The sequence below is a fragment of the Rubripirellula amarantea genome (assembly GCF_007859865.1).
GTDB classification, from domain to species: domain Bacteria; phylum Planctomycetota; class Planctomycetia; order Pirellulales; family Pirellulaceae; genus Rubripirellula; species Rubripirellula amarantea.
This window is the reverse complement of sequence record NZ_SJPI01000001.1, coordinates 1,169,647-1,184,151: the sequence shown is the minus strand read 5'-3', so window position 1 is coordinate 1,184,151 and position 14,505 is coordinate 1,169,647. Positions and strand designations below refer to the sequence as shown.

At 54.0% G+C, this 14,505-nt stretch carries 14 protein-coding genes; 8 read left to right on the top strand and 6 right to left on the bottom strand.

What is annotated here, in order from left to right; genetic code table 11:
• Nucleotides 1–1,371, bottom strand: a complete 1,371-nt coding sequence (locus tag Pla22_RS04255; protein WP_146513508.1) for an AsmA family protein — start codon at nucleotides 1,369–1,371, stop codon at nucleotides 1–3.
• 133 nt (nucleotides 1,372–1,504) lie between these two features.
• Between Pla22_RS04255 and Pla22_RS04250 the strand changes: the two genes are divergently transcribed.
• From Pla22_RS04250 to Pla22_RS04240, 3 genes are all read left to right on the top strand, one after another.
• Nucleotides 1,505–2,458 (top strand): bile acid:sodium symporter, encoded by a 954-nt coding sequence (locus Pla22_RS04250; RefSeq protein ID WP_146513507.1) that lies wholly within the window; start codon nucleotides 1,505–1,507, stop codon nucleotides 2,456–2,458.
• Nucleotides 2,459–2,915: 457 nt separating this feature from the next.
• Nucleotides 2,916–3,209, top strand: a complete 294-nt coding sequence (locus tag Pla22_RS04245; RefSeq protein WP_146513506.1) for a flagellar biosynthesis anti-sigma factor FlgM — start codon at nucleotides 2,916–2,918, stop codon at nucleotides 3,207–3,209.
• A gap of 187 nt (nucleotides 3,210–3,396) precedes the next feature.
• A complete protein-coding gene (locus Pla22_RS04240) occupies nucleotides 3,397–3,900 on the top strand; it encodes a Fur family transcriptional regulator (protein WP_146513505.1) in 504 nt (167 codons plus the stop codon).
• A gap of 41 nt (nucleotides 3,901–3,941) precedes the next feature.
• On the opposite strand, the gene Pla22_RS04235 is transcribed toward Pla22_RS04240, so the two are convergent.
• Entirely contained in the window at nucleotides 3,942–4,394 is a 453-nt protein-coding gene (locus Pla22_RS04235; RefSeq protein ID WP_146513504.1) for a hypothetical protein, read from the bottom strand.
• A gap of 420 nt (nucleotides 4,395–4,814) precedes the next feature.
• Between Pla22_RS04235 and Pla22_RS04230 the strand changes: the two genes are divergently transcribed.
• Nucleotides 4,815–5,747: a tetratricopeptide repeat protein gene (locus Pla22_RS04230; protein WP_146513503.1), complete on the top strand. Its 933-nt coding sequence runs from the start codon at nucleotides 4,815–4,817 to the stop codon at nucleotides 5,745–5,747.
• 203 nt (nucleotides 5,748–5,950) lie between these two features.
• On the top strand, nucleotides 5,951–6,274 hold the full coding sequence (locus tag Pla22_RS04225; protein ID WP_165440508.1) for a hypothetical protein: 324 nt from the start codon (nucleotides 5,951–5,953) through the stop codon (nucleotides 6,272–6,274).
• On the opposite strand, the gene Pla22_RS04220 is transcribed toward Pla22_RS04225, so the two are convergent.
• Genes Pla22_RS04220 through Pla22_RS04210 form a run of 3 tightly spaced genes read right to left on the bottom strand, consistent with a single transcriptional unit; the run spans nucleotide 6,267 to nucleotide 10,268 of the window.
• The gene (locus tag Pla22_RS04220) at nucleotides 6,267–7,208 is read right to left on the bottom strand and encodes a CNNM domain-containing protein (protein WP_146513501.1); all 942 of its coding nucleotides are present in this window, start codon (nucleotides 7,206–7,208) and stop codon (nucleotides 6,267–6,269) included. The two genes, Pla22_RS04225 and Pla22_RS04220, sit on opposite strands and share 8 nt — an antisense overlap.
• The gene (locus Pla22_RS04215; protein ID WP_315854138.1) at nucleotides 7,205–8,518 is read right to left on the bottom strand and encodes a CNNM domain-containing protein; all 1,314 of its coding nucleotides are present in this window, start codon (nucleotides 8,516–8,518) and stop codon (nucleotides 7,205–7,207) included. Before Pla22_RS04215 ends, Pla22_RS04220 begins: the two co-directional genes overlap by 4 nt.
• Nucleotides 8,496–10,268: a hypothetical protein gene (locus Pla22_RS04210; RefSeq protein ID WP_146513500.1), complete on the bottom strand. Its 1,773-nt coding sequence runs from the start codon at nucleotides 10,266–10,268 to the stop codon at nucleotides 8,496–8,498. Before Pla22_RS04210 ends, Pla22_RS04215 begins: the two co-directional genes overlap by 23 nt.
• A gap of 315 nt (nucleotides 10,269–10,583) precedes the next feature.
• Here Pla22_RS04210 and Pla22_RS04205 point away from each other — a divergent pair, with 315 nt between their 5' ends.
• Together Pla22_RS04205 and Pla22_RS04200 are read left to right on the top strand one after the other, a co-directional pair.
• On the top strand, nucleotides 10,584–10,778 hold the full coding sequence (locus Pla22_RS04205; RefSeq protein WP_146513499.1) for a Flp family type IVb pilin: 195 nt from the start codon (nucleotides 10,584–10,586) through the stop codon (nucleotides 10,776–10,778).
• 57 nt (nucleotides 10,779–10,835) lie between these two features.
• Nucleotides 10,836–11,414 (top strand): hypothetical protein, encoded by a 579-nt coding sequence (locus Pla22_RS04200; RefSeq protein WP_146513498.1) that lies wholly within the window; start codon nucleotides 10,836–10,838, stop codon nucleotides 11,412–11,414.
• A 12-nt stretch (nucleotides 11,415–11,426) separates the two neighbouring features.
• On the opposite strand, the gene Pla22_RS04195 is transcribed toward Pla22_RS04200, so the two are convergent.
• The gene (locus Pla22_RS04195) at nucleotides 11,427–13,355 is read right to left on the bottom strand and encodes a GMC family oxidoreductase N-terminal domain-containing protein (protein WP_146513497.1); all 1,929 of its coding nucleotides are present in this window, start codon (nucleotides 13,353–13,355) and stop codon (nucleotides 11,427–11,429) included.
• Nucleotides 13,356–13,396: 41 nt separating this feature from the next.
• Here Pla22_RS04195 and Pla22_RS04190 point away from each other — a divergent pair, with 41 nt between their 5' ends.
• The gene (locus Pla22_RS04190; protein ID WP_146513496.1) at nucleotides 13,397–14,407 is read left to right on the top strand and encodes an NAD-dependent epimerase/dehydratase family protein; all 1,011 of its coding nucleotides are present in this window, start codon (nucleotides 13,397–13,399) and stop codon (nucleotides 14,405–14,407) included.
• Nucleotides 14,408–14,505: the final 98 nt, after the last annotated feature.

The following is a 14,505-nucleotide window of genomic DNA, read 5'->3' as shown; positions in this document are numbered from 1 at the left end:
CTAGCGAGGCTGGCCGGTCAGCGGGCCGTTGCCTTCGTAGCGACGGGCAGAACGGATTCTCGGCGGCGATGCGTTTTGCATCGTTGCCGGTGAAGCGTGTCGCGGCGGTATGATCAGCGGTAGCAGATGGCGATTTTGATCGGCCAACGGAACCAGTTCGCTATGCGATGGTGCCAGCAAAGCCATCAGGCGTACGGCGGGTAGTTTGTCCGGTGAGGATAGTGCTAGCGGCATGTCTTTGATTCGCATCGCAACATCGACGGGCATTCGTTCGAAGCCCAGTTCTTGCCGACACATGCCATGAATGCGAAGGTCCGGACCGTGCAGGTTAAACTGCATTGCTAAGCGATCGTACAGAATATCTTCGTCACCCTCAGGCATTGCGATGGCAAAATCCAAATGGTTCTTGGCTGCGTAAAGTAGAGAACGGCCAATCACGCCGTCGGCCGCTTCAACCGCACCCGAGATGTCAACCAACTCGCGTGCAGGCTCAATTCGGCAGCGATCCAAGTGCAGGGTTGCTGTTCCGGATAGACGATGTGTTTGTCGTTCAAAGATTCGATCGAGAGCCAACTGACCGAGTCTTCCATTGGCATCCACCGCCCAATGACCTTCTTGCAAGCGAACAGCCAAGGTCCCGGTGAAAGTGGCGTTATTACCCAGATTGCTCCATTGAGACGAAAAGTACTCGGCGAGAAAAGAGCAGGGTAGGGCAGTGTCACCGGTTTGCAGCGACCAAAGCGTTTCAGGAATCTTGCCAGCGAGTTCGCGACGAATGGAAACACGGATCGGAGTCGCGGATGGGTCGCTTGCGGTTACGCATGCAATCGTCGCCTGGATGGACTCGATCGCGTCACCCGAAGAATTCACGTCGCTCTGTGGCTCAATCCACGCTTGCACATCACGCAGCGTAATCGGTTCTTGCTTTGAATGAATCGTCAGGTCATTGGCGGCAAAGCGAGTGACCGTTTTTTGCCGTTCGGGTCGACATAGAAAGCGATCGTGAATCAGTCGCCAAGACCAACGTAGCGTCGAGGCTTGCAGTTCAGGCTGTTGAAGCACGATCACGGTTTGACCGTTTTCTTCTGACCAATGAACACTGGCAACAGTGGCAACTTCGGCACCGGTTTCAGGTTCACTCAGCCGGACGCGGTCAAGTTGAGTTGCGTAGGGTGAAAGGATCGTGAAGTCTTCGATCGCAACCTGTAACCCCGTTTCGTTGGACAATCGAGCTTCGATTGCGGTGCGGCATCGCCGGTCGTACCACGGAGTCCACGTCGCGGCGATACAGGCCAGGGTTAGAAGGGTGGGAAGTGCGCAGCAGGCAACGAACACAAGCCGGGCTAGGCTTCGCTGCGTTCGTTCATGCATGCGTGGATTTCTCCGGCGACCGGTTGTTGACGGGGTGCTAGCGTCTGATGGCTAGCACGGGTTCCCAATGAGGTCGGTCCGATCATAGATTCAGGCAGGAATTCACCGATAGGTCTTTCGAGCAAAATGCACGATGTGGGCAAAACTTCGCAAACACTGGTTCTTGATCACGCTGGCTGCGTGTTTTATGGGCGGCTATGGACTGGCCGGCCCGGTTGATCAAGTCGCCAATGTCCCGTATTTACGGGAGTTTGTGGTCTTTGCTGTCATGTGGGCGATGGGCGTAACCCTGCGAGCGGATTCGATTCGTCAGAGCGTAGGAAAGCCGCGGGCGGCATTGGTGGCGATCACCTCAAGCGTGTTGTTGGTGCCGCTGCTGACTTTGCCGACGATGTGGCTGTTGCCCGTCGACCTTTTTCGCGGCCTGTTCATCGCATCATTAGTGCCTTGTACGCTTGCGTCGGCTTCCGTATGGACTCGCAAAGCCGGGGGAGATGATTCCATCGCGATGCTCACGACGGTGGTGACGAACTTGGCCTGTGTGGCGGTGATTCCTGTGGGATTAAGCGTTTTGTCTTCGGGCATGGACGCTTCGGACAGCCTGCCGTCGCCAGGATCGCAAATTGGCAAACTGGGCGGATTGATTGTCGCTCCGCTAGTGATAGCCCAGGTCATGAGGGCAACCGGTTGGGCGTCGTGGGCGGATCGCCATAAGGTGAAACTCGCTTGGCTGGGTCAAGTTGGTGTGTTGGTGATGGTCGTCTTTGGGTCAGCCCAAAGCGCGATTGCGGCGGGTTCTCGCGTCAGCGGAATTTCAATCGGCGGATTCATTGCCGTTGTGCTTCTTGCCAGCGTGATTCACACGCTTGCGTTAGTGATCGCCTTAGGGAGTTCGCGAATACTCGGTGTCAGTCGTGGTCAGCAGATCGCCTGTGGAATCTCAGGCAGTCAGAAAACGCTGATGGTGGGATTGGAAATCGCGATTGATTGCGGCTTTAGCGTCGTGCCGATGCTGGCTTACCATGTGTGTCAGTTGCTCATTGATACCGTGATCGCGGATCGTTGGCGTGCCAAAACGAAGACCTAACACGACGCTTTGCATGCAAGAGGCAATTAGAAATCCTCTAGAATTTGCCAAGATTTGCTCAAGGTAGGTGGACCATTGCCATTGGCAAGAGTTTCCCGCTTTTGATAATGTCCGCCTAGATCCGAGAGTCCCAGAACCAAACCTCCCAGAATACAGTCTGTTTTTGCGATTACAGCTTAGGTTTGCCAACGCGATGGACGATGAAACAAATGTTTCCGCCCGCTTTGCGCACGAAAGTCTCTATTCGCTGATGGATTGCATCCTGGGACAAGGATCGCGGCGCTGAGGTCATACGCGGAAACGATTAATACCAACTTACAAATCGGGATGATTTGTCGGGTGGCTGATCGACCTCACATAGCGCTTATTCACATTCTGCCAATATTTTCGGATGCCTAGGATCGGGCCCCAAAGATAGTGGTTGAACGTTCCAGTCCCACAAGGGAGCAATTCCACGATGCAAATTTACGGACCTTTCCGGGTTTCCACGACTCAAGCCACCGGCGCCGCAAGCCCGACCAATCGCGTACAGAATGCGGCTCAAACCGCTGCCAAGCCACGTGCTCCTCAAGCCGACCAACTCGATTTGTCGGCATCGAACCGTCTCGACCAAAGCTCGGCCATTGCAGGTGGGGGCGAGATCCGCATTGATAAAGTCGCCCAAATTCGGCGTGAAATCGCCGATGGCAGCTACGAAACGACCGAGAAATTAGACGCCGCTCTGGATAGCTTGCTTGACCAACTTGGATAGTATCCAAGGCGAACGGCCCCAACTTTCGGGCTGTCTAATGGAAGCTTTGCCTCGCTTGATTCCGATCCGTACTGATTCGTTTGGGAACTGCGGTGGCCTCCAGTATGCTAGGGGTAAGGCCACGTCGCCGTTTGGAGGCGACGAGGTCTTGGATCCCTGTTTGACTCGCTGTTAGAAATCGCTGTTTGTGTCTACGTCGCCAGAATCTTTGCAACCGCTCGATGTTTCGCTCTCTCCCCAAGAGCGGTTCGAGGAGTACCTTCAAACACGCGGGCTTCGGCAAACAAGTCAGCGCAAGTTTTTGATCGATGCGGTGTTCGATGAGCACGAGCATTTTGACGCCGACGAGTTGATTGATCGCTTGCCCCGGCGCGGGGAAAAGAACTACGTCAGTTCGGCGACTGTCTATCGGACGCTTCGAGAATTCGTAGATGCGGGCCTGCTAAAGAGCTTTCAGCTTGATGGCCGGACGGTTTACGAACTTGATTATGGTTACCCTCAACATGATCACCTGTATTGCACCAAGTGTAAGCAGTTGTTCGAGTTCCAAAGCGATCTGCTCGTTGAAATGCGAGATAAGGTCGCCAGCGAGATGGGGTTCCGAGTGACGGGACACCGAATGATCATTCAAGGTATATGCCGTGAATGCACTAAGGGACGCCGCAAGAAACGCAAACAAGACTTAGTGTAGTACCGTCGCGTGGACGACCGTAAATTGTCCGACTTGCGAATCTAGTCCTGAGCTTCTTGTAACTGCTTGATGATGGCTGCGAACACGAGTTCGTTTTCATCGAAATCGCGGCTCTCGGCTTGAAACTGAATAGCAAAGCGATTGTTGTTGATCGTCGCGAACACCAATCGCGATTGAATCATCAGATCCAGATAATAGAAGCTGAATTCCACTTGGCGAGTGTTTTCACCAAGAAGTTCGGTGCTCACCTCTTGCCGTTCTACCTCGCCGTAGTCGTCCGCAATTGCCTTTTCGATCTTCTCGATCAACTCGTCCTCACTTAGGCTGGGACTCTCGGACGCGTCCGGTCGTCGGGTTCGATCGATACTAAAGAAACCACCCTTTGGCAGATCGAAGGTCACGCCATCTATTCCATCTTCGGGCGCTCGTTCAGCCAGCACCCAGTTATCAGGGTAAAGGAATTTCAGTCCGAGAGATTCGTAAATGGCGGGCATGTGCAGCGGTAGGGAAAGCGAGAGCCGTGGAGTTTAGGAGTATCTGAGAACAGGTTTTCGACAAGAACTGCTACGTTCATGATCTTCACGTCGTGGTCGCTGTCAACAAGCTGCGACCTGACCGATCCAATCATCCTCGACTGGCCCCGAGTCGTCTTGAACAGGGAGTTCAGCCACCACGAGCGTTCGCGAGGAAAGGAATTTTTCACGCTCATCGTCTGTCGAACAATCGTGTCGAAGACAGACCAGGGTATTGATTGCCACCGGAACCGTCGAGGTGAGGCGACCCGCAACTCGGTAGGAAGGCTTAGCTGTCGGAAATCGGCCGGTTTCGGTCTGGCCAGCTCCCTGCCGCCCGACTTCAACTTGTCGTGGCACCCCGTTTTCTGCTAATCCTGGCGTTCCTAGGATTCCTTTTCAATGAAAGTCTCGTCGTTGCGCGCCGTCCTTCTCTTGGTATCGTTGATTGCGCTAAGCAGCTGCGGTTGTCGAGCGATTCGTCGGTTTGGCGAAAGTCGACAATCCATTGCCGCTCGAAGGCTTTCCGGCCAAGGGTTTCAGGCGATGCACGATGGCAAGTGGGACATCGCCGAAACACTGTTCTCGGACGCTTTGGATGTTTCCAAAACGGATGACCGAGCCCACTGGGGACTTGCCGAAGCCTATTGGAATCGTGGCGAGAAGGAACTGGCTGTCAACCAAATGGAACAAGCCGTTCGGCTTAGCGCCGGCGATCCTAAGTTTGTCGGTCGGCTCGGTGAAATGTATTTGAACCTCGGCCGTATGTCGGATGCCGACCAGCAAAGCCAAATCGCGCTAAGGGCAACTCGCAATTCCGCAGATGCATGGCGACTTCGAGGTGATTGTTTACGGGCGGCTGGCAATGAAGCCGAAGCGCTGGCGGCCTATCATCGCGCGCTCGCACTCCAGCCGGATTTTCCCCAGGTCCAATTGCAAGCTGCCGAAATATACGGAAGCCAACAAAGGTTCGACCGCTTGTTGGCCACGCTGGACCGTTTGCAAGACAACGTCGGGGTTGAAAAGACGCCCGCTCGCGCTGACGTTTTGCAAGGGATCGCGATGCGACAATTGGAACGTCCCGAAGAGGCTCGGCGATGCCTTGTCCGTGCCACAAAGAAAGACCCCCAGGACCCTTACTCGCATTTGGAATTGGCAACGCTAGAGATGCAGCAAGGCAACCTGCATGAAGCGAACCTGGCGCTTAGCATGGCGATGACCATTGACCCCGAAGCGGCTCACGCGAACGGTTGGATGGACGGGTTTCGAGCTGAACAAGAACGTATCGCTCGCGATACTCAGCGTCTCGGGCAGCCGATCGATCAACTTCGGTAGCTACCCGCTTTCCTAGCAACTGGCTTTTCTAGCTGCTGCAGTCCCTTCATTCGATACATTCGGACGCTTTTGGGGGGCGAAATCAGTAGAGACGTAGTGATGTTTTGCCATTTTGGTCAGTTGCGATCGAATTTTTCCCGACCTCGCAATTCTTTGGGAGGTAGGTTTGCATGGAACTCACCGCGCGGGAAACTCTGACAAACGTGAAAGCTATCTCTATGTTGCCATCCAACCCTTCAACCACTGACGCTCTCGCATCCGGTTCGCAATCTTCTGGTTCGTCGTTTGTGGTTGGTTCGGTGGCAACACAGGCTGAGTCATTTGTCGATCGAAGAAGCACCGAAGTCGTGAAGCCAGGTTCATCCGAGCGACGTCAGTTTGGCAATTCTCACTTTGGCTTGTCCGAGGACGGTCGGGAATTGGCGCTGGCGATCGACCAATACAAGGTCAAGCACCACCGACGCTACCTGACCTGCGATGAAATGATCGAAGTGATCCAAAGCCTAGGCTACTCAAGAGCTACTTGATCAACGGTTGTAGCAATTGTCTTCGCGTGACCACGCAACGCACTTCGCCCGCTTCATCAAACAGCACCGCTACGTCACTGCCGGTATCGTATAGCCGCAGTAGAATCTGCAGGTGTCGATCGGTGGTTCGACCACGTATCACCGGCTTGATCTCAATCACCGGATCTCGTACGCAAAGATCGGCGTACCATATCGCTCCGACGATCCTTCGTGATCGTCGGACCAAGACGATAGGATGATTTCGTCGTCGAGCTTGGTGTCTCGCTTCATCCACATCAATCGGTGCATCCACGGTGGCCAATCGATCAGCCGGGACTCCGAAGGATACCGCGCTTTGGTTTCCCACTTCAAAGAGTTGTTGGGCAAGGGATCGTTGACCCGCTGCTAGGATTCCTGCCTCGTGTCCATCACGCAAAACTTGATCCAATTCTCCTCGCGCCATCGCTAGTCGAAGGCGAAAAGGAGTTTGACCGGTAAACCGTTGTAAGACTCGGCCCAATAAACCTAGCAACAGCGAGACGGGTGCAAAGACAACCGCCGCCGCTAAAAGGAACGGGCGTGTTCGATTGATTAGCAAATAGGGTGCATGATAGAAAAGATACTTGGGCAGCAATTCGCCAAGCACGAATACAAACGGTGTCATAAGGACGGTGCCAAGCAGTTCAGCACTGGATTCTTCGCCAAAGACCGCCGCAACCCCCATCACGATCGACAACGAAGTGACATAGTTGGCCAGGTTGTTTCCGACCAAAGCCGTGGCGACGAAAATTTCCGGGTGATTGAGCAACCAAATCACACCTTGTGCCGCTCGCGATCCACTGAGCCCATCGAGCACCAACCGTGTTCGCGACACACGATACATCCCGGTCTCACTGCCACTGAAAAAGGCACTGAGCATCATCCCGATCACAAATAAAATCAGCGCGGTGATCACGATGTCGTCTCCACTTCCGGGATGTCATCATGGCGTCGCACTTCAATCCACACGCTCTCTTCGGATTGTTCCGTGACGGTAAGTGTGTAGGGCAGCATCAGCGCCGAATCGCCCGGTCTCGCGAACCGTTCGTTTTGACGACCGATATATCCCGCGACGGTTGTGACGCCTTCTCCGTCGACATCAACACCGAGATGCTTGGCGAGTTGCCGAATGCTGACGAGACCCCATACGCGGTAGCGGTGGTCACCTAGCTCTTGAATCGTAGCTTCGCCGATCAACTCATCTTGTTTGCGAGGTGCTAGTACTCGTTCGAGGATGTCATCGATGGTGATCGCCCCCATCAATTCGCCAAACTCGTTTACGACAACGGCGACGGTTCGATCGTCTTCGTTAAGTCGGTCGAGTACCTGGGAAACCATCGCTGACCATGGCACATAAATCACCGGCTCTGCGGCTTCGCCCATGTCATCCATTTGGCTTGGACGCAGCGTTCGTAGTCCGATGGCCTTGATGATCATTTCTCGATTGGAATCCAGGACCATCAAGTACGTGTTTTGAATTCCACCTTCTAGCACGATACGGCGTTGAACCGGTTCGCCGGTGAGCCATAGTTTGCTTCGCGGACGCATCCATTCGCTTACGCGAGTTTCGGCGATCTGCACGAGACTTCGTAGCGCCATACGTTCGCGTTGCAAGAGTGCCGCATCGTCGGTTCCCAGTTCAATTGCTCGCTCAATATCGGCGAGGTCAATGTCGGGCTCCGGCGCAAACGACGGCCAGATCAAACGCGACACGGCGGCATTGGCTCGGGTAACCAAGGGAATGGCGGGACCTACAATGCGAACGGCAATGTCGAGAGGAACAGCGATCAACATTGACAATCGCACCGGTACCAATACAGCAAAACTCTTCGGTAGCATCTCGCTGAAAAAGATGATCGTCAGCAGGCTAACTGCGGTGAATGCGATTGCTTCGGAACGGCCCGCGTTGGGATCCATTTCAAGCCGTGAGCCTAAGATTGCAGCGATTGCAAAGTAGGTCATATTGATCAGCAGATTCCAGAACAGAATCGCCGAGAGCAATCGTTCGGGATTAGCCAGCAGGGCCGTGGCTACACGTCCGCCCAGACCACCTCGAGAAAGCAACTTGCGGTCACGTGTGCTGAGCGAAAATAGTGCCGCTTCGCTGCCGCTAAAAAAAGCGCTGAGCAAAATAAGCAGACCCATAGCCAGCATCAACGGCCAAGCTTGGGCAAGCAGACTTAGCATTCCTTCAAACGCTGGTTTAAGCGCTGTCTCCGGCGGCACCGCGGTCGCGTTCAAGTGAGACGTCGAACTCGCTTAACGCAGGGATCATCATTGCCGCCGTGGTGAAGACATAGCCGACGGTAATCGCAAAAAAGACATACAAGTGATCGGTTTGCAATAGAAACTGCGTGATGGCGTAGAAAGTTACGAGCGGCAAACTAAACGAAGCGAGAAAAATCGCTGACGATGGGTTTCGCCAACCCAGTGATGCGAACAAAGCAGCTCCACCACCAAGGATCATGACCAGGAAAGGCGCTAGTTGCAATTGGAAGGCTCCGCGAAAGCTGACCATGATCGTCATGCAAATCGCAATCCCGACGCACAAGAAGAACACTGTACCAAGGCTGGCTAATGTCGCTGTTCGACCCGCCACATGATTTAGCCCCGAATGAACGCCTAACATTGCAACGAAGAAGTACAGCAGCATGCCGCCCAAGATTAGGTAACACGCATTCTCGACTGTGACCACATCGGAAATTGCAAGATAAACGACCAGTAACAGTGGTAACACAATCATTTCTTTGGCTACATAAAGCACGCCCAAGAGCTTCCCAAAAACGAACTCCGCCGGACTTAAGTCAGTGACTAACAGTAGGTCCAACGCCAATCCATCTCGTTCGCCGGTGACCGCATTGACCGCCAATGCGTTCACAAGCACCAAACTGATGACTCCCAATACCGTCAAGGGAATCGTCACCGATGGAATCGCCCGCCCAATTCGACCTGCTCGTTCGAGAGCATCACCACTTTGGATCTGGGTGAAGATGACTCCGGCAATCAACGCAAATAGGCACGCGAAGGCAACGCGAATGAAGATCACTTTGCGACCGTAGGCCCAGGTTCTAATCTCTCGCCACAAGATGGGATTATTCCAAACCCGTCGCGGTTCCCGAACCTTCCAACTCGCAACCTCACGTTCGGTTTCCAGTTCCGCAGAGGATTCTGGCTCGGGAGCCTTGAAGCGAACTTCGCGAGATGGGTTCCACACTCGAACTTTGAAAACGCCCAGTATTAGTAAAGCAATCGAAACCACCAACGTCACGATCACAAACGAAGTGATGCCAGCCGCTGTGACTGGCGACAAAGCGGCCATCGGTGATGCCGCTGCGGCAAGCGCTCGCAGTGGACTAAGTGAAAGCTGAACGACTTCGGGCATGCCCGCAATATTGTCGACGATCAGTTCCCCCAAGCCAACGTACATCAACAGAAACAAAACAGTTAACGCAATTGCTTGGAACGTCTTTTCTCGCCACATGCCAACCACTGTTCCCACCGTCCCGGCAAGCAAGATCGATGCGGCTGTCACTGCAAAAACACCGAAGACTTGGGAAGGTGACACGCCACCAAGGAACGGCAGGCAAAGAAACAGGGGTAAGCCACACGCGAGCATTGCCAGTGGCGCAAGGAGCGTCGCGGCCAATTTTCCGCCGACAATTTCGAAGCCGGTTAACCGCGTGAGCAACAACAGGATCAATGTTCGGCGGTCTTTTTCCTGGGCAACGCTACTGGCCGAACCCACTGCCGCAAGACTCGTTAGGACCAGCAATTGAAGCGGGGCAAGCAGCGTGAACATCCAGCCGCCAAATCGGGCAGAATCTGAACTTGTGGAAAGGGTTCGTGAGCCATCGAGCACGAGATAGCCAGTGCACAATAGCATGAACATCGCCAACACGTAGATGCCACGTCCCAGGTAAGTTTTGGGGCGTTTGGGGACCACCGCTGCTTCGCGAAGAAAGATTGGTCCGAGCATACTAACGGGGCAACCAATAAGGGGGATGAATGGAGGAATCTGCCGGTGGACGTGCATTCACAACGGCGGCCGCAAATGGGGCCACCTGTGACTACATAGATTAGCAGGCGAAGGTTCGCTCGGAAGGTCCGTTACAACGGTTAAAACCCGCAAATTCACACTCTGATCCCCAATCTTTACCGAACAGGGTTGCCAACAAGGCTCATTGAAGACAATCGCGCCCTAGCTTTTGATAAGCGAGTTCATGGTGACCTGCCGGCGTTGCCACCTTTCTCTCTGCGTTCTGATCCTTGGTAGCTCGTTGGCCAAATCACCATGTTAAAAAAAGCATTCATCCTGCCGATCCAAGCCCTTCTTTCCGAGGAAGATGGCACGACATCGGTTGAATATGCGGTGATGATGGCACTCATTTTGTTGGCGGTCATCGGCTCGGTCCTGACACTATCGCTCGCTACCAAAGAGAGCTTTGACAAATCATCGGACGCCATCGCAAACGCTTTCTCGAATTAGCGGCACCGTCGCGACGCGCGGATCCGCGACAATTGAACAAACGGGGGATTCGAATTCATGTCCAACTCTGCTCAACCAAACGCCTCCAAAGCAGGATTTGTCCGGCAGCAATTGTTTGTGGATCCACAAGTGCAAGGTGTGCTGGTTCGCCGAGCCGCTCTCTACAGTACCGCTTGCACAATCTACTTCGTTGTCATCGCGGTGTTTGCGACATGCATGTCCGATCCCGATCGGTCAATCTCAGACTCTTTGACCCTTTGTTTGGACGAGGCAATCTACTGGGCGCCGGGTTTGATCCTGCTGGCACCGCTGGTGATCTACGACATGCTGAAGGTCACCAATCGCTTTGCTGGTCCCGTGTTTAGCTTGCGTCGCGAAATGCAACGTCTGATCGACAATAAAAGCGAAAGACCATTGAAGTTTCGTGAAGGTGACACTTGGACTGACTTGGCGAGCCGATTCAACTTGATCCGAGAAGAAGTCTTGGAATTGCGGAAAGCCAACCGGGAACTTAAGCACGAACTCAACAAAGGTACAACCGCCGGGCGACTCTTTGACGACAGTTCATCGAGCGATGGTGACGAAGATGAAATGTCGGCGGCAAATCTCGTCGAGTCTATCTTGGTCGATCTCTAACAGCTTGTTGAACTAGCGAAAGAGATCCGCGAGATTCGGTTCGCTAACAATTCCATCAGCAATGCGTTCTGAAAGAGCGGAAATCGTTAACAGCGGATTGCAGCCGATGGAAGTCGGAATGACTGAGCCGTCAGCAACATACAGCCCGGCGTGGACATGAGCGGCCCATTGGACTCTTCCATTTCGGTGCTGGAATGATTCAACCACTTGCGCATCGAACACGCGTCCACAATCATCCACGACCCCTTGCGTGGGATCATCTGACATCGCGCAACCACCGAGTGGGTGAACGGTGATGAAGTTGTCGCCAAAGAGCTTCAAGTACTTGTACTGACCACCGTGTGCTTCGGCGACTTTCTTGAACTCACTGCGAATCAATTTTCGATACGGGCTGTCTTTGATCCCCGGCCATTTCACGGAACCAAGACCGTCTTCACGCAGCACGATTCGCCCATCGGATCCATCATGCCCCATTCCCAGCATGACTAACGTTTGATCAAAGTCCATGTCGCGCATCAGCCCACCAAGGATATTGGCATAAGCACGGCTGACACTACCATCTTGGATTAACACCCGATCGGCTAGCCGAGGGCGATTGGGGAACGTCAAGTTGGTTTGAATGGTGGGGCCGACGGGGCAAGGGTTTCCGCTGCACCCCTGTTGATCGTACGCGCTATATCCAGCAATGTTGGTCAGGTACTTGCTCTTGCGAACGAACCCCAACGCATCGCCGTTCATCGTCCAGCGTTGACCTACTCGTTCAGAAAGTTCCATTCCGCATCCGCGGCTGCGAAGCAATATCTCGTTGCTACCGATGCTTCCTGCACCGACGATCACAACACGACTGGTGACCGATCCGCAAACCGTCTTGAATCCATGGTCGCGTCCGAGCAAGCCCTTTTGCGGTAGGTAGTTCTTGAAATGAACTCGGTACCCACCTTCGGCAAGTTTTTCGACACGCTCCACTTCCGTGTGCGTGTAGATCTCGGCGCCGTGACGCTTCGCCATCGGCAAGTAGTTCATCGCAAGAGTGTTTTTCGCACCGACGTTACAGCCTGCACAACAGTCGCCGCAATCGATGCAAGCGCGTTGTCGAAGTCCTTGGCGGTTCAGTACCGATTCGCCTCTCGCGCCGCGAGTGATCGCAAGGGTGGCCGGTTCACAGCGAGCCCCTTGGCAAGCCAAGTTCTTAGCCGCTAGTCGTTGCGAGGTCGCTTTGGGGCTAGCATCGGTGGCTTCGTACTCAGCACCTAATTCCCAAGCGGCACGGTTATAGTACGAGTCAAGCGTTGCGGGGTCGCGAAGCACGGTTGGCCAATGAGTTTGATCAAAGCAAGCAGCTTCGGGACGGATCGCTACGCTTGCGTTGATCAACGAAGACCCGCCGAGGCCGTTGCCCGAAAGCACGTTGACTTCGTCGTTTTGCATCGCATTGATCAAACCCACCGGATTGTCGACGGAGTTTTTGTTGGGACCCAGCATTTGAAAGCGAGATTCGGCGCTGGTCTTGCGGAACGTATCGCCGAATGTTCCCGGAATCCACTCTCGACCTCGCTCGATCACAGCAAGGCGTGTGGTAGGGTGTTTCGCCATCGACAACCGAGCCGCGCAGATCGAGGCACCGTAGCCGGATCCGATGATCAAAATATCAAAATCGAAACGGCCGTCTGTTCGACTTGCGGACTGATGCGTTCGAGGGTCAAGCAGATGCCGACCATGGCGTGACAACGAACCACCGAGCGGTTTCATATTGGCAACGTAGTCGGCGATTGCCCGCTTTTTGTGCTCGCTCTGGTAAGAAACCGCGCGGCCGGTAATGACCGGAAGTGATCGAATGGCAGATAAGTCAGCCAACGCTTTTTTGCCAGCGCCTGCCGCCGACGCACCTGCGATTGACGCAGTGGCCACCTTGATCGCTTGTCTTCGGTTAGGCTGCGGCATGAAAGGTGACTTGGCGTCGGTCAAGGAAAAAGCAAAGCTACATGGTTTGTCGACAAGATAAAGTTCGGCTTTCCTGCAGCGTCCACTACACCAACGATGTGATTGGTAACATCGACGGAGCTAAACGAGAAGTGAATATTGGCATAACCGGGGCAACCGGATTTCTTGGACATCACCTGATCGAAACGTTTGCGGCCCAGGGGCACTCCATCGTGGCTTGGTCACGTGACCCCGACACTGTGAAACTCAAGGGCAAAGCAGCTAACGCAGACATCACCTGGATTCGAGGACGTTTGGGGGACCAACAGGCGAGTGACGAACTAGCTCGTCGATCCGATGTCTTGATTCACGCTGCTGTCTTTCGTGATGGCGATTCGTTCATCGGATCCGAAGGCGACCCGATTGAGTATTTCGATGTGAATGTGACAGGCTCGATGCGTCTGTTAGAGGCGGCATCGCAGCACGAAGTGAACCGATTCGTCTTCATTTCATCGGGGGCGGTTCACGAACGAGTGGCACCTGATCGAGTACTCGACGAAACGCATCCGCATTGGCCAGCGTCCATCTATGGGGCCTATAAGTCATCGGTCGAATCCATGATTCACGCCTACGGATGGTCAGGCAGGCTTGACGCATGCACCGTGCGTCCCACATCTATCTACGGGGTCACCGATCCCATTTCGAAATCAAAGTGGTTTGAATTGGTCAGCGATGTGGTGGATGGCAAAACGGTCAAGCCGACCGGGGGCGGCAAGATGGTTCATGCTCACGACGTTGCTAAGGCTGCGTGGTTATGCGCAACAACAGATCAAAATGTGAAAGGCGAAACGTTCAATACGTGTGATCGCTTCATCAGTCATTATGAAGTGGCGACGATCGCGAAAGAGATCACCGGGTCGAAATCTGAGATCGAAGGAGATCCCAAACAAGCTGGAAACCCCATGAATACGGACAAATTAGAAGGACTGGGGTTTGATTTCGGCCACACCAAGCTATTGCGGGCGACTATCGCTGATCTGATCAAAGCGATTCAACATTCGAGACAGCACTGAGGGAAGCATCCGACGAAGCCAACCTGCACAGGCGTCTCTGTCTGGGTCATACTGGGCCCCACTGACCGCACTGTTTGAGTTTGCTTCCTCGATTCGGC